General features: G+C 71.1%; 18 protein-coding genes. 7 read left to right on the top strand and 11 right to left on the bottom strand.

Annotation, left to right across the window (positions count from 1 at the left end; all coding sequences use genetic code 11):
- Positions 1-68: 68 nt before the first annotated feature.
- The 4 genes from ABZT06_RS38260 to argH form a co-directional block, all read right to left on the bottom strand.
- Positions 69-1,592, bottom strand: coding sequence for an MFS transporter (locus ABZT06_RS38260; RefSeq protein ID WP_355751887.1), 1,524 nt, complete (start codon positions 1,590-1,592; stop codon positions 69-71).
- Positions 1,589-2,155 carry a helix-turn-helix domain-containing protein gene (locus ABZT06_RS38265; protein ID WP_355751889.1) on the bottom strand — a complete coding sequence of 189 codons (567 nt, stop codon included), beginning with the start codon at positions 2,153-2,155 and terminating at the stop codon, positions 1,589-1,591. Before ABZT06_RS38265 ends, ABZT06_RS38260 begins: the two co-directional genes overlap by 4 nt.
- 83 nt (positions 2,156-2,238) lie before the next feature.
- Positions 2,239-3,216 carry an aldo/keto reductase gene (locus ABZT06_RS38270; RefSeq protein ID WP_355751891.1) on the bottom strand — a complete coding sequence of 326 codons (978 nt, stop codon included), beginning with the start codon at positions 3,214-3,216 and terminating at the stop codon, positions 2,239-2,241.
- 104 nt (positions 3,217-3,320) lie between these two features.
- Positions 3,321-4,751 carry an argininosuccinate lyase gene (gene argH, locus ABZT06_RS38275; RefSeq protein WP_355751893.1) on the bottom strand — a complete coding sequence of 477 codons (1,431 nt, stop codon included), beginning with the start codon at positions 4,749-4,751 and terminating at the stop codon, positions 3,321-3,323.
- Positions 4,752-4,971: 220 nt separating this feature from the next.
- Between argH and ABZT06_RS38280 the strand changes: the two genes are divergently transcribed.
- Positions 4,972-5,880: a hypothetical protein gene (locus ABZT06_RS38280; protein WP_355751895.1), complete on the top strand. Its 909-nt coding sequence runs from the start codon at positions 4,972-4,974 to the stop codon at positions 5,878-5,880.
- Positions 5,881-6,002: 122 nt separating this feature from the next.
- Complete coding sequence (locus tag ABZT06_RS38285) at positions 6,003-6,590, top strand: pyridoxamine 5'-phosphate oxidase family protein (RefSeq protein WP_355751897.1); 588 nt, start codon at positions 6,003-6,005, stop codon at positions 6,588-6,590.
- Between the two features lies 1 nt (position 6,591).
- On the opposite strand, the gene ABZT06_RS38290 is transcribed toward ABZT06_RS38285, so the two are convergent.
- Complete coding sequence (locus ABZT06_RS38290; protein WP_355751899.1) at positions 6,592-8,034, bottom strand: HAMP domain-containing sensor histidine kinase; 1,443 nt, start codon at positions 8,032-8,034, stop codon at positions 6,592-6,594.
- Positions 8,031-8,771 carry a response regulator transcription factor gene (locus ABZT06_RS38295; RefSeq protein WP_355751901.1) on the bottom strand — a complete coding sequence of 247 codons (741 nt, stop codon included), beginning with the start codon at positions 8,769-8,771 and terminating at the stop codon, positions 8,031-8,033. The genes ABZT06_RS38290 and ABZT06_RS38295 overlap by 4 nt, the downstream gene beginning before the upstream one ends.
- A 150-nt stretch (positions 8,772-8,921) precedes the next feature.
- Here ABZT06_RS38295 and ABZT06_RS38300 point away from each other — a divergent pair, with 150 nt between their 5' ends.
- From ABZT06_RS38300 to ABZT06_RS38320, 5 genes are all read left to right on the top strand, one after another.
- Complete coding sequence (locus ABZT06_RS38300) at positions 8,922-10,274, top strand: ferredoxin reductase family protein (RefSeq protein ID WP_355751903.1); 1,353 nt, start codon at positions 8,922-8,924, stop codon at positions 10,272-10,274.
- 19 nt (positions 10,275-10,293) lie between these two features.
- Positions 10,294-10,770, top strand: a complete 477-nt coding sequence (locus tag ABZT06_RS38305) for an FMN-binding protein (protein ID WP_355751905.1) — start codon at positions 10,294-10,296, stop codon at positions 10,768-10,770.
- Positions 10,771-10,847: 77 nt separating this feature from the next.
- Positions 10,848-12,230: a ferredoxin reductase family protein gene (locus ABZT06_RS38310; RefSeq protein ID WP_355751907.1), complete on the top strand. Its 1,383-nt coding sequence runs from the start codon at positions 10,848-10,850 to the stop codon at positions 12,228-12,230.
- A 28-nt stretch (positions 12,231-12,258) separates the two neighbouring features.
- Positions 12,259-13,053 carry an FMN-binding protein gene (locus ABZT06_RS38315; RefSeq protein ID WP_355751909.1) on the top strand — a complete coding sequence of 265 codons (795 nt, stop codon included), beginning with the start codon at positions 12,259-12,261 and terminating at the stop codon, positions 13,051-13,053.
- A 4-nt stretch (positions 13,054-13,057) separates the two neighbouring features.
- Positions 13,058-13,846, top strand: coding sequence for an FAD:protein FMN transferase (locus tag ABZT06_RS38320; RefSeq protein ID WP_355752037.1), 789 nt, complete (start codon positions 13,058-13,060; stop codon positions 13,844-13,846).
- An 89-nt stretch (positions 13,847-13,935) separates the two neighbouring features.
- Here ABZT06_RS38320 and ABZT06_RS38325 read toward each other — a convergent pair whose 3' ends face one another.
- Genes ABZT06_RS38325 through argC form a run of 5 tightly spaced genes read right to left on the bottom strand, consistent with a single transcriptional unit; the run spans position 13,936 to position 18,766 of the window.
- Positions 13,936-14,481, bottom strand: coding sequence for an arginine repressor (locus ABZT06_RS38325; RefSeq protein WP_355751911.1), 546 nt, complete (start codon positions 14,479-14,481; stop codon positions 13,936-13,938).
- 19 nt (positions 14,482-14,500) lie between these two features.
- Complete coding sequence (locus ABZT06_RS38330; RefSeq protein ID WP_355751913.1) at positions 14,501-15,688, bottom strand: acetylornithine transaminase; 1,188 nt, start codon at positions 15,686-15,688, stop codon at positions 14,501-14,503.
- A complete protein-coding gene (gene argB, locus ABZT06_RS38335; protein ID WP_355751915.1) occupies positions 15,685-16,593 on the bottom strand; it encodes an acetylglutamate kinase in 909 nt (302 codons plus the stop codon). The genes ABZT06_RS38330 and argB overlap by 4 nt, the downstream gene beginning before the upstream one ends.
- A complete protein-coding gene (gene argJ / locus ABZT06_RS38340; RefSeq protein WP_355751917.1) occupies positions 16,590-17,741 on the bottom strand; it encodes a bifunctional glutamate N-acetyltransferase/amino-acid acetyltransferase ArgJ in 1,152 nt (383 codons plus the stop codon). The genes argB and argJ overlap by 4 nt, the downstream gene beginning before the upstream one ends.
- Positions 17,738-18,766, bottom strand: a complete 1,029-nt coding sequence (gene argC, locus ABZT06_RS38345; RefSeq protein ID WP_355751919.1) for an N-acetyl-gamma-glutamyl-phosphate reductase — start codon at positions 18,764-18,766, stop codon at positions 17,738-17,740. The genes argJ and argC overlap by 4 nt, the downstream gene beginning before the upstream one ends.
- Positions 18,767-19,123: the final 357 nt, after the last annotated feature.

The following is a 19,123-nucleotide window of genomic DNA, read 5'->3' on the forward strand; positions in this document are numbered from 1 at the left end:
GGGTGCGGGCGCATCGTGGTTGCCCGCGCCCGCGCGGCGGAGCCGCAGATGAATACAGCCCCGCGCCCCTAGAAACCCTTGTCGAGCCGTTGGCCCCGCAGCATGAACCAGGCCGCCACCGCTGTCGCGAGCAGGACCGCCGCTCCCGCGCCCGCGGCGATGGCGAGGCCGTTCACGAAAGCCTCGCCGGCTGACGACAGCAGGTCCTGAGCCACGTTCGTCGGCAGTCCGGACGCTGCCTCCACCGCGCCGCCGAGAGACTCGCGCGCCCCTTCCGGCGTACCCACGGGGGCCGCGAAGTCCCGGTAGACGCCCGTCACGATCGAGCCCAGTACGGCGATGCCCAGGGCCGCGCCCAGTTCGTACGCCGTCTCGGAGACCGCCGACGCGGCTCCCGCCTGTTCCTTCGGAACGCTCGACAGGATCACGTCCGCCGTGACGGTGAACGAGAGGCCCGCGCCCACGCCGACCACCAGCAGGGCGGCGCCCAGCATGGGGTAGCCCGTGGAACGGTCGAGCAGGGTAAGTGACGCCAGGGCCAGACCGATGGCGGCCAGGCCCGCGGAGACCACCGCGCGCACCGAGTACCTGCGGGCCACCTGTCCGGCCATGAGGCCCGCCACCACCGCGCCCACCGCAGCCGGGAGTTCGGCCAGGCCGGCCTCCAACGGGCGCCTGCCCTGGACGAGTTGCAGGTACTGGGAGAGGAAGAAGACCAGACCGGAGAGGCCGAGGACGGTCAGGAGGTCGGCCAGGACGGCGCCGCTGAAGCCGCGGTTGCGGAACAGGCGCATGTCCAGGAGAGGGGCGGGGAGGGTGAGTTGGCGGCGGACGAAGGCGTACAGGCCCGCCGCTCCCAGCAGGCCCGCGGCGACCGGCTCCCAGGTGAGTCCGTGCGCGGCGGTCTCCTTGACGGCGTAGACCACCGCGATCACGCCGACCAGGGACAGCGCCACGCTGGTCATGTCCCAGGGGCCCGGGGCCGGATTGCGGGACTCGGGCAGGAACTTGATGCCGACGAGGACCAGGACCGCCATCACCGGCAGGTTGATCAGGAAGACCGAGCCCCACCAGAAGTGTTCGAGGAGGAAGCCGCCGACGATCGGGCCGACCGCCGTACCGGCGGAGGCGGTCGCGCCCCAGATACCGACGGCGAGGCTGCGTTCGCGCGGGTCGTGGAAGAGGTTGCGGATCAGGGCCAGCGTCGCGGGCATCAGGGTCGCGCCCGCGACGCCGAGCAGCGCCCGCGCCAGGATCATCAACTCCGGTGTCGTCGCGTAGGCGTTGAGGACCGATATCGCGCCGAACGCCGTCGCGCCCAGCAGCAGGATCCGCTTGCGGCCGATGCGGTCGCCGAGGCTGCCCATCGACACCAGCAGGCCCGCGATGACGAACGAGTAGACGTCACCGATCCACAGGAGCTGGGTGCCGGTGGGCTTGAGGTCCTCGCTGATGTACGGGGTCGCGAGGCCGAGGACGGTCGCGTCGACGGCCACCAGCAGCACGGCGAGCACCAGGACGGACAGCGCGAGCCAACGGCCCGGACGCCGCACCGCCTCGGTCGTGGTCGCCGGCTGCAGGGTGCTGGTCATGATTCCTCTCTCGGTCGTGCGGGATGACGAAGTGCGCCGCCGAGCAGCAGCTCGACGGTCATGTGGTGGAAGTCCTTCGGGGCGCCCTTGCCGCTCTGGAGCATCCAGACGGCTGAGGCGAGCAGGCCGAACAGGGCCTCGGTGAGCCAGGCGGGCGTGAGGTCGATACGGAACTCGCCGTCCTGCTGGCCGCGCCGGAACAGCGCGGAGATGCGGGCGTCGATCCGGGCCCAGCCGTCGTTCTGCTCCTCGCCCTCGAACAGCTGGTTCTCCGTGTAGAGGAAGGCGAGGAGTCCGGCCGCGGACTCGGCCTCGCGGACCAGACGCCGTACGGCTTCGGCGGCCGGGCCCTCCTCCGGGCGGGCGGCGTCGAGGGCCTTCTCGCACTCCTCGATGCCGAGCGACTCCAGTGCCCGTACGAGCGCGTCGCGCCCCGCGAAGTGGCGGTGCAGCGTGGCCCGGCTGATCCCGGCGGCCTTGGAGACCTCGTCCATGGTCGCGGTGGACTTGCGGGTCAGCAGGGCCGCGGCACTGCGCAGCACGTGGTCACGGTCGACAGCCATGAGACAACCATAGCCCATCTGAGACATTCATGTCTCATTCCAGGCGTGAACGTCTCACCTACGGCCGCTGATCAGGAGTTTCTTCAGTGCCAGGGCAGCTCGCCGCGGTGCCCCCAGTACGCCCCCGGCTCCTCCACCAGCGCCGCGAGCCGGGACAGCTGCTCGTCGTCCAGGTCCACGACGGCCGCGTGCAGGTTGGACGCGAGCTGGCCGGTGGTGGCGGCTCCCGACAGGACGACTCCGGCCCACGGCTGACGGAGGACGAGCGCGAGGGCTACGGCGTCACAGCCCAGGGACGTTTCCTCGGCGACGGCCTTCAGAGCGTCCGGGGCGTGCGGTTCGGCGAGCCTGCCGTTGGCCATGCCCTCCTTGACGATCACCGTGAGCCCGGCGTCGTGCGCCTCGGCGAGGGCGGGGGCGGCCGAGGTCTCCAGGGCGTTGTACGTCGACTGGACGGTACGGAAGAGGGGCTCGCCGCCGACCGTCACGGCGACGGCGGCGCGGATGGCGTCCGCCTGGGCGGGGCCGCTGGTCGAGAAGCCGATGGTGGTGCCCTGGGCGGCCGCCTCCGCGAGCCTCGCGTGGAGTTCCTTGTCGGTGAGGGCCGGGCTCTCGGGGGTCACCGAGTGGATCTGGTAGAGGTCCAGGCGCTCGCCCAGCAGTTCGGCGGTCTCGGCGCGCTGACGGTCGTACGTCTGGACGCTGTGGTCCTTGACCTCGTGGTGCTCGGCGTCGGTGGTCCAGCCGGCGGTGTAGGTGTAGCCCCACTTGCTGCCGATGACTACGTCGTTTCGGCCGGGGTGCTGGTGGAGCCAGTCCGCGAGGAACTCCTCCGAGCGGCCGTAGGAGCGGGCCACGTCGAAGTAGCGGACCCCCTGGGCGTAGGCGGCGTCGAGGAGTTCCTGGGTGCGAGCTCGCAGGGCGTCTACCGTGCGGGTTTCCGCGAGGCCGAGGTCATGGTCTCGGCCGAGGTTGATGTAACCGGGGCGGGCGATTGCGGCGAGGCCGAGGCCGATGTGGCTGGTGGGGGTGGTGGCGGTGGTGAGGCGGGCGAAGGGCATACCGACAACGTAGCTCGGGATGCCCTTTCGCCTCAGGGGGTGGGCAGTGCGGCGCGACGGCGGGTGCGGCAACCTCGTGGCTTGTCGCGCAGTTCCCCGCGCCCCTAAGGGCGCTTCTCCTCCGCCCACTTGTGCTGTGCGGCCACGTTTGCCTTTACCTCCACCAGCTGCACCGCAACCGCGCTGGGCGCCGTACCGCCACGGCCGTTCCTGGACGCGAGTGCGCCCGGCACGTTCAGGACCGACCGGACCTCCGGGGTCAGGTGGGCGGAGATCTTGGCGAACTGGTCGTCCGTCAGGTCGCTCAGTTCCTTGCCCTCGGCCTCCGCCGCCTTGACGCACTCGCCGGCGACCTCGTGGGCCACACGGAAGGGCACGCCCTGCCTGACCAGCCACTCGGCGATGTCGGTGGCGAGGGAGAAGCCGGCCGGGGCCAGTTCCTCCATGCGCTCGCGGTGGACCGTGAGGGTCGCCATCATGCCGGTGAAGGCGGGGAGCAGGACCTCCAGCTGGTCGCAGGAGTCGAAGACCGGCTCCTTGTCCTCCTGGAGGTCGCGGTTGTAGGCGAGCGGGAGGGCCTTCAGGGTCGCCATCAGACCCGTCAGGTTGCCGATCATCCGGCCGCTCTTGCCGCGCGCCAGCTCCGCGATGTCCGGGTTCTTCTTCTGCGGCATGATCGACGAGCCCGTGGAAAAGGCGTCGTGCAGGGTCACGAAGGAGAACTCCTTCGTGTTCCAGATGATGATCTCCTCGGCGATCCGGGAGAGGTTCACGCCGATCATCGCGGTGATGAAGGCGAACTCGGCGACGAAGTCACGCGACGCCGTGCCGTCGATGGAGTTGCCGACGCTGCCGTGCTCGAAGCCGAGGTCCTTCGCGACCGCCTCCGGGTCCAGGCCCAGGGAGGAACCGGCCAGGGCACCCGAGCCGTACGGCGAGACAGCGGTGCGCTCGTCCCACTGCCGCAGCCGCTCCGCGTCCCGGGACAGGGACTGGGCGTGGGCCAGGACATGGTGGGCGAACAGCACCGGCTGGGCGTGCTGGAGGTGGGTGCGGCCGGGCATCGCCACGTCCGGGTGGGCCTCCGCCAGGCCGATCAGGGCGTCCTGGAGCTCGGCGATCAGACCGCCGATGATCCGGGCGTGGTCCCGCAGGTACATGCGGAAGAGGGTCGCGATCTGGTCGTTGCGGGAGCGGCCGGCGCGCAGCTTGCCGCCGAGGTCGGGACCGACCCGCTCCAGCAGGCCCCGCTCCAGGGCGGTGTGGCAGTCCTCGTCGGCGATCGTGCCCACGAAGGAGCCGTCGGCCACGTCGGCCTCGAGCTGGTCGAGCCCGGCGAGCATGCGCTGGAGTTCGTCCTCGCTCAGCAGGCCCGCCTTGTGCAGCACGCGCGCGTGGGCACGCGAACCGGCGATGTCGTACGGCGCGAGCCGCCAGTCGAAGTGGACGGACGCGGACAGCTTCGCCAGCGCCTCGGCGGGACCGTCGGCGAAACGACCGCCCCAGAGCCGGACGTCACCGCTGTTGCTGCTCACTTGCGTTGCTCCTCACCGCTGCACTCAACGTTATGCATGATTATGCAGAGTGCTGCATGATTCGTCAATCCGGACTCGGGGTCACCTCCATACTCCCGGGGGGCGGCAGAGTATTTGCGGTCCCTTTGAACACCGGAAACCGCTTGCCCGTATTCCTCGCCGAACGCAGGCGCCGCGTTTGTAAAGAAGACCACTTCCCGACCCCGAGTGAGGCATCCGCATGTCCAGGGCTCTTCCGAAGTACAACAAGCGCCGCGTGGCGATCATCGGCGGCGCCGCCGCCGTCGCACTGACCGGGGCGATCGTCGCCGGTACCGCCCTCGCCGGGGAGACCTCCAAGAGCAGCACCACGGGCGCCCGCACGCTGGCCGCCGGACCCGGCAGCATCACCTGCCCGGACGTGGCCTCCCAGCTGCCCGCGATCCCGGCCACCGCGCAGGCCGAGGTCGACCGCAACCTGACCCTGCTCCAGACCCAGATCGACGAGGCCAACAAGCGACTCGTGGACACGGTCGGCCAGGGCGGCCCCAACTTCGTCCAGAACGCCATCCTGGGCCCGCTGGAGGACAAGCGGATCGCGACCGTCAACCGCATCGCGACCGCCATCGGCCGTACGGCCGACAAGCCGCAGGGCCTCGACGCGCTGGCCCCCTGCACCCTCAACGCCGACGGTGCCGCCGGGGCCGGTGAGGAGGCGGGCGCGGGCGCGGGTGAAGAGGCCGGAGCCGGCGCCGGGGCGGAGGCCACACCGAGCGAAGCGGCCTCGGAGGCGGCAGGCGGCGCCGAGGACACCGGGAACGCGGAAGGCGCGGGTGCAGGCGATGCCGGTGCGGCCGCCGGCGCCATCTCCTGCCCGGACGTGGCCTCGCAGCTGCCCGCGATCCCGGCCACCGCGCAGGCCGAGGTCGACCGCAACCTGGCGCTGCTGAACACGCAGCTCGCCGAGGCGAACAAGCGGCTCGTCGACACGGTCGGCCAGGGTGGACCGAACTTCGTCCAGAACGCCATCCTCGGCCCGCTGGCCGACAAGCGGAAGTCGACCATCGACCGCATCGCCATCTCGATCGGCCGTACCGCGGAGAAGCCGCAGGGCCTCGACTCCCTGGCCGCCTGCACGCTCACCCAGTGACGTGACAGGCGCTGTGGCCGCCCCGTGTGAGCGCCGGCCGGGGCGGCCACGGGCGTCGTCGGGACAAGCCGACGCCCGAATTCCTTAGACAGGCGAAAGGTCTGCGCCCATAATGCTTAGACATGGGAAAGACTTATGAGCGCATAGACGGCCGGCTCCGCTCCTTCATCGAGGCGCAGCCCCTCTTCTTCACCGCGACCGCTCCCCTGTCCGGCGACGGCACGGTCAACCTCTCCCCCAAGGGCCTGCGCGGATCCTTCGCGGTTCTCGACGAACTCACCGTGGCCTACCTCGACTTCGCCGGCTCCACCGCGGAGACGGTCGCGCATCTGCGGGAGAACGGCCGGATCACCCTCATGTGGTGCGCGTTCCAGGGGCCGCCGAACATCGTCCGCGTGCACGGGCGCGGTGAGCCGGTCTTCCGGGACGACCCGCGCTTCAGGGAACTGCTCCCGCACTTCCCTGACATCGACCCGAGCGCGCACGGACTGCGGGCGATCGTCGTCGTGACGGCCGAACTGGTCCGGGACTCCTGCGGTTTCGCGGTGCCGTACATGGCGTTCGAGGGCGAGCGCGAGCTGCACGGCAGGCGGTTCTCGCGCGAGGACGACGCGTCGCTCAGCGAGTACTTCAGCAAGAAGGAGCACATCGCCACGAGTCTGGACGGTCTGCCGGGGCTGCCGTTGCCGTTGCCGCCGGCCACGCTCTGACTCACGCCCTGCCGAGCCGGACCGTGAAGGTCGTGGATCCCGGCCGGCTCTCCACCGCCACGCCTCCCCCGTGCGCCTCCACCACCGCCGCCACGATCGACAGGCCCAGGCCCGCGCCGCCGGTCTCCGCCTTGGTGCTGCGGTCGGCGCGGGTGAAGCGTTCGAAGACGCCGGGCTGGATCTCCGCGGGGATGCCGGGGCCGTCGTCGTGGACCTTCAACAGCACCGCGGCGGCGCCGGTCTCCAGGGTCACCGTCACCTTGGTGCCGGCCGGGGTGTGCAGCCGGGCGTTGGACAGCAGGTTGGCCAGGACCTGCTGGAGGCGGTGTTCGTCGCCCGTGACCATGACCGGGTCCTCGGGGAGGTCCAGTTCCCAGCGGTGCCCGGAACCCGTCGCCCGCGCGTCCGTGAGGGCGTCGAGGACCAGGCGGGTGAGGTCCACGGGGGCGGCCTCCAGGGGGCGGCCCGCGTCCAGGCGGGCCAGCAGGAGCAGGTCGTCGACCATGGCTCCCATGCGCGTCGACTCGGCGGCGATGCGTTCCAGGGCCCGGGTGATCTCCGGCGGCAGCGGCCCGGGGTGCAGCAGGGCGAGTTCGGCGTGGCCGCGGACCGAGGCGACCGGGGTGCGCAGTTCGTGGCTGGCGTCGGCGGCGAAGCTGCGCAGCCGCTCCTCGCTGGCGTGGCGTTTGGTGAGGGCGTCCTCGACATGGCCGAGCATGTGGTTGAAGGCGCCGGCGACCCGGCCCACCTCACTGCGCGGGTCGGACTCCGGGGCGCGCGGCGGGAGGGCCACCTCCCCGCTGGCCAGCGGGAGTTCGCTGACCCGGGTGGCGGTGGCGGCGACCCGGCTGAGCGGGCGCAGGGACCAGCGCACCCACAGGGCGCCCGCGACACCGGCTGCCGTGAGGGCGGCGGCGAGCACGATTCCGGCGACCAGTTCGAGGCGGTGGACGGCGGCTTCGACGGGTTCCAGGGGCAGGCCGGTGATCAGGACGTCTCCGTCCACCCCCTGGGAGGCGCTCACCCGGTAGCTCTCCAGGGCGGAGAGCTCGACGCTGTGGCCCCGGCCGTCGACGGGGACCGCGGCGAGCCGTCGGCGGTCGTCGGCGCTGAGGTCGACGTTCAGGGTGCCGTCGGAGCGGACCACCGCCGCGTTGGTGACGGTGCCGCCTACCAGCCGGGCGCCGAACGTGCCCGCGGACTGCCTGCGGGTGTCTCCGTGCTCGTCGCCGTCGTGGTCGTCCTTCTGCGGCTGCCCCTGGTGTTCCAGGCTGATCGCGAACCTGTTGCCGGCCTCGGTCAGCTGCTCGTCGAGCCGGCTGGTGAGGAAGCCGTTCAGCTCCAGCACGGCGGCCAGCCCGACGGCGGCGCAGCTCACCGCGAGCAGCACCACGAGGCCAAGGGTGAGCCGGGCCCGCAGGGTGTGCGGCCGCAGGTCCCTCACGGCGTCACCGGCTTGATCACGTACCCCGCCCCGCGCACCGTGTGGATCATCGGCTCGCGGCCGGCGTCCACCTTCTTGCGCAGGTAGGAGATGTACAGCTCGACGACATGGGCGCGGCCGCCGAAGTCGTAGGACCACACCCGGTCGAGGATCTGCGCCTTGCTGAGCACGCGGCGCGGGTTGCGCATGAGGAAGCGCAGCAGCTCGAACTCGGTCGGGGACAGTTCGATCAGCTCGCCGCCGCGGGTGACCTCGCGGGCGTCCTCGTCCATGACCAGGTCGCCGACGGTCAGCCGCGGGCCCTCGTCGAGCTGCCGGGCCATGCCCGCGCGGCGCAGCAGTCCGCGCAGCCGGGCGACGACCTCCTCCAGGCTGAAGGGCTTGGTCACGTAGTCGTCGCCGCCGGCCGTGATGCCCTTGATGCGGTCCTCGACGGTGTCCCGGGCGGTCAGGAAGAGCACGCACACGTCGGACTTCACGGTGTGCAGGTCGCGCAGCACGGCGAAGCCGTCGGTGTCCGGGAGCATCACGTCCAGGACGACCGCGTCGGGCAGCAGTTCCCGGGCGGTGGCGACCGCCGAGGCGCCGTCGCCTGCCGTGCGGATCTGCCAGCCCTCGTAGCGCAGGGCGCCGGAGAGGACCTCGGCGAGATCCGGGTCGTCGTCCACGACGAGGACGCGCAGCGGAGTGCCGTCGGGGCGGGTGAGGGCGGGGCGGCCGGAGCGGGCGTTGTTCATGTCCTCTCCAGGATCACCCCTGACCGGGGTGACGGGGGCCTCGCAAAGCTCTGAGTTCTCTCTGAGTGCGCTCTGCGGGGTGCCCTTTCAGAGGGTCCTGAGAGGTTCCGCTCGCACAGTGGTGTCCCGGACAGGCGAAAGGACGCATCTATGACCACCGTGTACGAGCGGCGGGCCGCACCGGCCGTGGCGCCGCCCGCGCGACGCTCTCCCGCGGGGCCCGTGCTGGCCCTGCTGTGGGCCGGAGCGGCGGCCGTGATCGCCCTGTGGTGGGCGGACACCGGTTCCGTGGTCGGTACGGCCGGATGGCTGACCGGCGCCGGGCGGATCGCCGGGCTGCTGTGCGGGTACTCCTGCGCGGTGCTGGTGGGTCTGATGGCGCGGGTTCCGCTGCTGGAGCGGCGGGTCGGGTCGGACCGGGTGGCCCGCTGGCACGCGATGGCCGGCCGGTACACCGTCTGCCTGCTGCTCGCGCACATCGGGCTGATCCTCACCGGGTACGCCGCCCAGGACAGCGCCTCCTTCTGGCACGAGACCGTCACCGTGGTCCTGGACTATCCGGAGATGCTCAAGGCGACCGCGGGGACGGTGATCCTCCTCGCGGTCGGCGTCACCTCAGCGCGAGCGGTACGCCGCCGCACCGGCCACGAGTTCTGGTACTACGTCCATCTCCTCACGTACGCGGCCGTGTTCCTCGCCTTCGGCCACCAGCTGGCCCTCGGCAACGACCTGAGCGGAAACGCGGTGGCCACGGCCGCCTGGTACGCGCTGTACCTGGGCGTGGCGGCCCTGGTGCTGTGGTTCCGGATCCTCGCCCCGGTGCGGCTGAACCTGCGGCACCGGCTGCGGGTGGAGTCGGTGCACCAGGAGGCGCCGGGTGTGTGGTCCGTCGTCGTGCACGGGCGGGATCTGGATCAACTCGGCGCACGGGCCGGGCAGTTCTTCCGCTGGCGGTTCCTCGCCGACGGTCTGCGGTGGACCTCGACGCCGTACTCCCTGTCGGCACCGCCCCGCCCCGACCGCATGCGCATCACGGTCAAGGCGCTCGGCGACCACAGCGCGGCCGTGGCGTTGCTGCGGCCCGGCACGCGCGTGTGGGCCGAGGGGCCGTACGGATCGCTGACCGGCGACCGGCAGACCTCGTCCAAGTCGCTGCTGATCGGGGGTGGGGTCGGCATCACCCCGCTGCGGGCGCTGTTCGAGACGCTGCCGGGCGAGGTGACCCTGCTGTACCGGGCCCGCACGGTCGAGGACCTGGCGCTGGGCGGGGAGTTGGAGGCCGTGGCGCGGTGGCGCGGGGCCAGGGTGCACTACCTGCTCAACGGACCCCAGGGACAACGGCCGCGGGTCACCGCGGAGTCCCTGCGGTCGGCCGTCCCCGACCTGGCCGGGCACGACGTCTACCTCTGCGGCCCGCACGGCTTCGCCCAGGACCTGTACGCGGAGTTGCGCGCCGCAGGTGTCCCGGACCGCCGGATCCACCACGAGTCGTTCGAACTCTGAGAGCTGTGAGGCCGTAGAAGTGCACGCGTTGAAGAAGAACCGCCCACTGCGCCGGATCGTCCTGGCGAGCGCCGCCACCGTCTCCGGGATGGTGATGCTGCTGTCGCTGAAGCCGCACACGTCACCGGCGGCCGCCCTGGCGCTGCCCGCGCCCACCGGGAGTTCGAGCGCGTCGAGCGCGCCGAGTGCGTCCGGCGGCACCGGGTCGGCCACCACCGGCACGAAGACCGTCACCGGCGACACGATCCAGACCCGCTGGGGGCCGGTCCAGGTCCGCATCACCATCAAGGACGGCAAGCTCACCGAGGTCACGGCGGTCACCTACCCGACGGACAACCCGCGGGACCAGGAGATCAACAGCTACGCGATCCCCCGGCTGCGGAGCGAGGCCCTCCAGGCGCAGAGCGCGGACATCGACACGGTCTCGGGGGCCACCTACACGAGCGACGGTTACCGCCAGTCACTCCAGTCCGCACTGGACTCCGCGGCAAGCTGAACACACCGGCGTCACGGCACGTATCCAAGGACCAAGGGACCACGCCCACCCCCCTTGCCCCCGTCCCCGGAGGAAACGTGACCACCACGCTCGCCAGCGGCCGCGCCGCCCGCCGTCAGACGATGCGCCGCATCCGCCCGCGCCGTTCCCCGGCGACCGTCCTGCTGATCGCCGTATGGGCGGGCGCGGCAGGTGTGTTGTGGCTGTGGTGGCACAACACACCGTCCGTCGCCGACGACAACAGCAAGATCCTCAACGCGGGCCGGATCACCGGTCTGCTGGCCGGGTACCTGATGGCGCTCGTGGTGCTGCAGATGGCCCGGGTGCCCGCGCTGGAACGCCGGGTGGGCTCCGACCGGGTCGCCCGCTGGCACGCGATGACCGGCCGCTACACGCTCTGCCTGGTCGTCGCCCACGTCTTCCTGATCATGTGGGGCTACGCCCTCCAGGCCGGCAAGGGGCTCGGCGACATCGTCCAGCAGACGATGGACTCCATCAACCAGCTGCCGGACATGGGCAAGGCGGCCATCGGCACCGGCCTGCTGTTCGTCATCGGGCTGATGTCCATCGGCGGGGTGCGCCGCAGGATTCCGTACGACACCTGGTACCACGTGCACCTGCTGACGTACGCGGCGGTCTTCCTGACCTTCTGGCACCAGCTGACCACCGGCAACGACTTCGCGATCGAGCCGGTCGCCAAGACCGTCTGGTACGGGCTGTACGGCTCGGTCACCGCGCTGGTCGTCTGGTACCGGATCCTCACGCCGATCCGCCTGAACCTGCGGCACCGGATGTACGTCGAGGCGGTCGTGGAGGAGACCCCGGGCGTGGTGTCGGTGCTGATCGGCGGACGCAAGCTGCACCGGATGGGCGCCGAAGCGGGCCAGTTCTTCCGCTGGCGGTTCCTCGCGCCGGGCATGCGGTTCAGTTCCCACCCGTACTCGCTGTCCGCGGCGCCCCGACCGGGCATGCTGCGGATCACGGTGAAGGCGATCGGCGACCACAGCGAGCGGCTGCGCGAGCTGGAGCCCGGCACCAAGGTGTGGGCCGAGGGGCCGTACGGCGCGATGACCGCCCAGCGCCGCAGCCGCGGCAAGGTCCTGCTGGTGGCCGGCGGTGTCGGCATCACGCCGATGCGGGCCCTGTTCGAGACGCTGCCGGGCGCGGCCGGTGACATCACCCTCCTGTACCGGGCCAACACCACCCAGGACCTGGCCCTGTGGGACGAGCTCTCCGCCATCGCGGACGAGCGCGGCGCCCGCCTGATGTACGCGGTCAACAGTCCGGACGGGGAGCGCCCGGACATCTCCGCGGAGTCCCTCCAGCGCAAGCTCCCCGACATCGACAAGCACGACGTGTTCATGTGCGGGCCGAACGGTTTCGCGCAGTCCGTGTACGAAGCACTGCGCGGCGCGGGTGTGCCCGCCCGCCGCATCCATCACGAGTCGTTCGAGATGTGACGACGGGAATTCAGGAGCTGTTGAACCGATGAGGAAGTCTCACCCCGTCCGTCGAGTCGTGCTCGCGACCGCCGCCACCGTCTCCGGTGTCGTGCTGATGCTGTCGCTGAAGCCGTCCTCGGACCCGGCGTCCGCCCAGGCGGGCGGAACGATCCCGCAGCAGACGGCGGCGGCACAGGAGTCGGCCCAGGGCGGCACCGGGGCGGCCACCGGCAGCACGTTCACCGGCGACGTGGTCCAGACCCAGTACGGTCCCGTCCAGGTCCGTATCACCGTCAGCGGCACCAAGATCACCAAGTCCGAGGCGGTCCAGGCGCCCAAGGGCGGCACCAGCGACCAGAAGACGGCGCTGTCCGTCCCGAAGCTCAACCAGGCCGTGGTCGCCAAGCAGAGCCCGCAGGTCGACACGGTGTCCGGGGCGACCTACACGAGCGAGGGCTACAAGAAGTCGCTCCAGTCGGCGATCGACAAGGCGAACGCGGCGCCGCCGGCCCAGGCCCAGCCGTCCGCGCAGCCGTCGCAGTCGGCGGGCGGCAACGCCGGGGCGGCCGCCAAGACGGTCACCGGTGCCGTGTCGCAGACCCAGTACGGCCCGGTCCAGGTCCGGATCACGGTCAGCGGCGGCAAGATCACCAAGGCTGAAGCCGTGCAGGCGCCGAAGGGCGGGACCAGCGACCAGAAGACGGCGCTGTCCGTCCCGAAGCTCAACCAGGAGGCCGTGGCGGCCGGCAGCGCGGACATCGACTCGGTCTCCGGCGCCACCTACACCAGCGAGGGCTACAAGAAGTCGCTCCAGTCCGCGCTGGACCAGGCCGGTGTCTGACACGGTGGCCGAGCCGGCGCAAGCTCCCGCCGCGGTACGTCATGCGGAAGAGGCCATGGGGACGGTCTTCTCCTTCGACGTCCGCGGCGGGGAACCCCTTGCCGTGCAGACGGCACTGCGGGAGGCGGTGGCGGGGCTGCACCACGTGAACGAGGTGTTCAGCACCTACCGCGACGACAGCCAGGTCTCCCGCCTGGCCCGCGGTGAGCTGACCCTCGGCGACTGCGATCCCGAGGTCGCCGAGGTCCTCGAACTCGGCGCCGAAGCCGAGCGGTTGAGCGACGGCTGGTTCAGCATGCGCTACGAGGGCCGCCTCGACCCGACGGGCATCGTCAAGGGCTGGGCGGTGGAACGCGCGGCCCGCCGCATGGCTCTCGCGGGGGCGACGGGGGTGAGCGTCAACGGCGGCGGAGACGTACAGCTGTTGGGCGTACCGGGCCCGGAACGCCCGTGGCGCGTAGGCGTCTCGGACCCCCTGCGCCCGGGCGGCCTGGCGGCGGTGGTCTCGGCGGCGGGCGCGGCGGAGCTGGCGGTGGCGACCTCCGGCACGGCAGAGCGGGGCGCCCACATAGTCGACCCCCGCACGGGCCGCTCGGCGGTGACGGACCTGGTGGCGGTGACGGTAGTGGCACGCACCATCACCTGGGCGGACTGCTGGGCGACGGCGGCCTTCGCGATGGGGTCGCGGGAGGGCCTGGCGTGGCTGGAGTCGTTGCCGGACGTGGAGGCGCTGCTGATCACCGCGGGCGACGAGGTCAGGTGTACCGGAGGCCTAGCAGCTAGGCTCGGCTGACTTTTTTGGGGGCGCGGGGCTGTGTCGATTTGCGGCTCCGCCGCGCGGGCGCGATCAGCCCCCACAGACCCGCGCCCAACGGACAACCGCTAGTGCCCGTTCTGAGCCAACCGCAACAAATGCTCAGCCAGCGCCTGACCCCCCGTAGGGTTCCGGCTGATCAGCATCAACGTGTCGTCACCGGCGATCGTCCCCAGGATGTCCTGCAGCTCGGCCTGATCAATCGCCGACGCCAAGAACTGCGCGGCCCCCGGAGGAGTCCGCAGGACCACAAGATTCGCCGAAGCCTCCGCGGAGATCAGCAGCTCCTGGGAGAGCCGCCGCATCCGCTCCTCCTTCGCCGACTCCCCCAGCGGCGCCCGAGGAGTCCGGAAACCCCCCTCGCTCGGCACCGCGTAGATCAGGTCGCCGTCGTTGTTGCGGATCTTCACCGCGTTCAGCTCGTCGAGGTCCCGGGAGAGCGTCGCCTGCGTGACGCTCAGCCCGTCGTCGGACAGCAGCTTGGCCAACTGGCTCTGCGACCGCACCGGTTGCCGGTTGAGGATGTCCACGATCCGGCGGTGGCGCGCGGTACGCGTCTGCGGCACGGCAGGCCCCGCGACCCCGTTGTGCTCGTGATCCTGCGCATGACTCATCGTCGTCTCATTCCCCGGATCATCCGTCTCCCTCAGCGGCACCCAGGATGCCGGGCAGCGCCTGAAGAAGCGCGTCCACTTCGTCGTCGCCGAGGTTCAGCGGCGGCATCAGCCGTACGACATCGGGGGCGGGCGCGTTCACCAGGAGACCGGCCTCCTGAGCCGCCTGCTGCACCTGCGGCGCGAGCGGCTCGGTGAGCACGATACCCAGGAGGAGTCCCGCGCCCCGGACCTGGGAGACCAGCGGGTGCCCCAGCGACTCGATCCCGTCCCGCAACTTCTCGCTCTGCCGCTTGACGTTCTCCAGCAACCCGTCGTTCGCGATGGTGTCGAGAACGGCGAGTCCCGCCGCGCACGCGACCGGGTTCCCGCCGAACGTCGTCCCGTGCTGCCCCGGCTGGAGCAGTTCCGCGGCCCGCCCGAAGGCGACGGTCGCGCCGAGCGGGAGCCCGCCGCCGAGCTGCTTGGCGAGGGTGACCACGTCCGGCAGTACGCCCTCGTGGGCCTGGTACTCGAACCAGTGCCCGGTACGGCCGATGCCGGTCTGCACCTCGTCGAGGACCAGCAGCGCGCCCTTGGCCGCCGTGATCGCCCGGGCCGCCTTGAGGTAGCCGGCCGGGGGCACCACGACACCGTTCTCGCCCTGGATGGGCTCGATGAGGACGAGTGCGGTGTCCTCGGTGACCGCGGCGGCCAGGGCCTGTGCGTCGCCGTACGGCACATGCGTGACGTCACCGGGCAGCGGCAGGAAGGGGGTCCGCTTGGCGGGCTGGCCGGTGAGCGCGAGGGCGCCCATGGTGCGGCCGTGGAAGCCGCCCTCGGTGGCGACCATGTGGGTGCGCCCGGTCAGCCGGCCGATCTTGAAGGCCGCCTCGACCGACTCGGCGCCGGAGTTGCAGAAGAAGACCTTGCCGTCCCGGCCGAAGAGCTGGAGCAGCCGTTCGGCGAGGGCGACGGTCGGCTCGGCCATGAAGAAGTTGGAGATGTGGCCGAGGGAGGCGATCTGCGTGCTCACGGCCTCGACGACGGCCGGGTGGGCGTGGCCTAGCGCGTTGGTGGCGATGCCGCCGACGAAGTCGAGGTACTGCCTGCCCTCGCTGTCCCAGACCTTGAGTCCCTCACCGCGGACGAGCGGGAGCCGCGGGGTGCCGTAGTTGTTCATGAGCGAGCCCTGCCAGCGCTGGGTGAGCTCCTGATTGTCGGTCATACGGCATCCCCCTCTTGCGCGTCCGGCACGACCATCGTGCCGATTCCTTCGTCGGTGAAGATCTCCAGCAGGATCGAGTGCTGGACCCGCCCGTCGATGACCCGGGCCGTGTGCACGCCGTTGCGCACGGCGTGCAGGCAGCCCTCCATCTTCGGGACCATGCCGGAGCTCAACTCCGGCAGCAGCTTCTCCAGTTGGGAAGCCGTGAGGCGGCTGATCACCTCGTCGCTGTGCGGCCAGTCCTCGTAGAGGCCCTCGACGTCCGTGAGGACCATGAGGGTTTCGGCGTCAAGAGCAGCAGCGAGTGCCGCAGCCGCCGTATCAGCATTGACGTTGTAGACATGTCCGTCGTCCTGGCTCCGGGCGATCGAGGAGACGACCGGGATGCGGCCGTCGGCGAGCAGTGCCTCGATCGCGCCCGTGTCGATCGCGGTGATCTCGCCCACCCGCCCGATGTCGACCAACTCGCCGTCGATCTCGGGCTGGTGCTTGGTGGCGGTGATGGTGTGCGCGTCCTCGCCGGTCAACCCGACGGCGAGCGGCCCGTGTTGGTTGAGCAGCCCGACCAGCTCGCGCTGGACCTGCCCGGCCAGCACCATCCGTACGACGTCCATGGCGTCCTCGGTGGTGACGCGCAGGCCGGCCTTGAACTCGCTGACGATGCCGTGCTTGTCGAGGGCGGCGCTGATCTGCGGGCCGCCGCCGTGCACGACGACCGGCTTGAGTCCGGCGTGGTGCAGGAACACGACGTCCTGGGCGAAGGCTGCCTTCAGGTCCTCGTCGATCATGGCGTTGCCGCCGAACTTGATGACGACGGTCTTGCCGTTGTGGCGGACCAGCCAGGGCAGCGCCTCGATGAGGATCTGGGCCTTGGGGAGCGCGGTGTGCTTTCGCGTGGTGCTCATGAGGAGTAGGCGCTGTTCTCGTGGACGTAGTCGGCGGTGAGGTCGTTGGTCCAGATGGTGGCCGTCTCGGACCCTGCGGCGAGGTCGGCGACGATGTGCACCTCGCGGTAGCGCATGTCGACCTTGTCGCGGTCCTCGCCGACGCCGCCGTTCTTGCAGACCCAGACGCCGTTGATGGCGACGTTCAGCTGATCCGGCTCGAAGGCGGCCTTCGTGGTGCCGATCGCGGAGAGCACGCGGCCCCAGTTGGGGTCCTCGCCGTGGATGGCGCACTTGAGGAGGTTGTTGCGGGCGATGGAGCGGCCCACCTCGACGGCGTCGTCCTCGCTCGCGGCGTTGATCACCTCGACCTTGATGTCCTTGCTGGCGCCCTCGGCGTCCCGGATGAGCTGCTGGCCGAGGTCGTCGCAGACCTGGCGTACGGCTTCCGCGAACTCCGCGTATTCCGGGGTGACTTCGGAGGCGCCGGAGGCGAGCAGCAGCACGGTGTCGTTGGTGGACATGCAGCCGTCGGAGTCGACGCGGTCGAAGGTGGTCCGGGTGGCGGCCCGCAGGGCCCTGTCCAGGGCCTCGCTGTCGAGGTCCGCGTCGGTGGTGAGGACGACCAGCATGGTGGCGAGGCCGGGGGCGAGCATGCCCGCGCCCTTGGCCATGCCGCCGACGGTCCAGCCGTCCTTGGTCACGACGGACGTCTTGTGGACGGTGTCGGTGGTCTTGATGGCGATGGCGGCCTTCTCACCACCGTGCTCGGAGAGTTGGGCCGCGGCGGCCTCGACGCCCGGGAGCAGCTTGTCCATAGGAAGAAGCAGGCCGATGAGTCCGGTCGAGGCGACGGCGACCTCACCCGCGCCGATGTCCAGCACCTCGGCGACCTTCTCGGCGGTCGCGTGCGTGTCCTGGAAGCCCTTCGGCCCCGTACAGGCGTTGGCGCCACCGGAGTTGAGGACGACGGCGGTCAGCTCGCCGCTCTTCAGTACCTGCTCGGACCACAGGACGGGCGCGGCCTTCACGCGGTTGGACGTGAAGACGCCGGCGGCGGCGCGGCGGGGGCCGGTGTTGACCACGAGGGCCAGGTCCGGATTGCCGTTCTCCTTGATTCCGGCGGCGATGCCCGCCGCCTGGAATCCCTTGGCTGCCGTGACGCTCACGGTGCGACTCCGATCGTGGAAAGACCGAGCTCCTCGGGGAGGCCGAGGGCGATGTTCATGCTCTGGACGGCACCACCGGCGGTTCCCTTGGCCAGGTTGTCGATGGCGCTGATCGCGATGATGCGGCCCGCGGCCTCGTCGAGGGCGACCTGCACCTGAACGCCGTTCGAACCGTAGACGGACGCCGTGGCGGGCCACTGGCCCTCGGGCAGCAGGTGGACGAAGGGTTCGTCGGCGAGGGCCTTCTCGTAGGCGGCACGCACGGACTCGGCGGTGACGCCGGGCTTCGCCTTGGCGCTGCACGTGGCGAGGATGCCGCGGGGCATGGGCGCGAGGGTCGGGGTGAAGGAGACGGAGATGCGGTCCCCCGCCACCCCGCTGAGGTTCTGGACGATCTCCGGCGTGTGCCGGTGGCCGCCGCCGACGCCGTACGGCGACATGGACCCCATGACCTCGCTGCCCAGCAGGTTCGGCTTGGGCGCCTTGCCGGCGCCGGAGGTGCCGGAGGCGGCGACGATCACGGCCTCGTGCTCGGCGAGTCCTGCGGTGTAGGCCGGGAAGAGGGCGAGTGTGACGGCGGTCGGGTAGCAACCGGGCACCGCGACGCGCTTGGTCCCCTCCAGCGCGGCGCGGGCACCGGGCAGCTCGGGAAGGCCGTAGGGCCAGGTGCCGGCGTGCGGGGAGCCGTAGAACTTCTCCCAGTCGGCCGCGTCCTTCAGCCGGAAGTCGGCACCCATGTCGACGACGAGGACGTCCGGGCCGAGCTGGTCGGCGACGGCGGCACTCTGTCCGTGGGGCAGGGCGAGGAAGACGACGTCATGTCCGGCGAGGACGTCGGCCGTGGTCTCCTGGAGTACCCGGTCGGCCAGCGGCAGCAGGTGGGGCTGGAGCGCCCCGAGCTTCTGCCCGGCGTTGGAGTTGCCGGTCAGCGCGCCGACCTCGACCTCGGGGTGCGCCAGGAGCAGTCGCAGGACCTCACCGCCCGCGTATCCGCTCGCTCCGGCCACTGCCGCCCGTACCGCCATGTCATCCTCCTCCTGGATGGCATGACTATACGTTTCGCTGCACGTTTATGCAACCACATGCATACTCACGCGCTCCCGGCACGGCCCTCACCGTCTGCGGCGAGGGCGCGGTCATCGGCTCCGTCTCCGGCGGACGCGCCGAGGGCGCTGTGACCCGAAACGAGAGGGGTGTGGACCGCTTCGGGCCTGACGACTTCGGCCTTCTCGTCCGGGGCGCGCGTGCGGAAGGTCGTACCGACGATCTCCAGCTGTTTACGGGAGGACGATACGTCCCCGCACGCCCCCGGCGCGGATGATCGCCGGCAGGTAGGGGCCTCCCGCATGGTCGACGATGACGTCGGCTCCGGCTCCGCTCGT

The organism is Streptomyces sp. NPDC005483 (assembly GCF_040606035.1).
GTDB lineage: Bacteria > Actinomycetota > Actinomycetes > Streptomycetales > Streptomycetaceae > Streptomyces.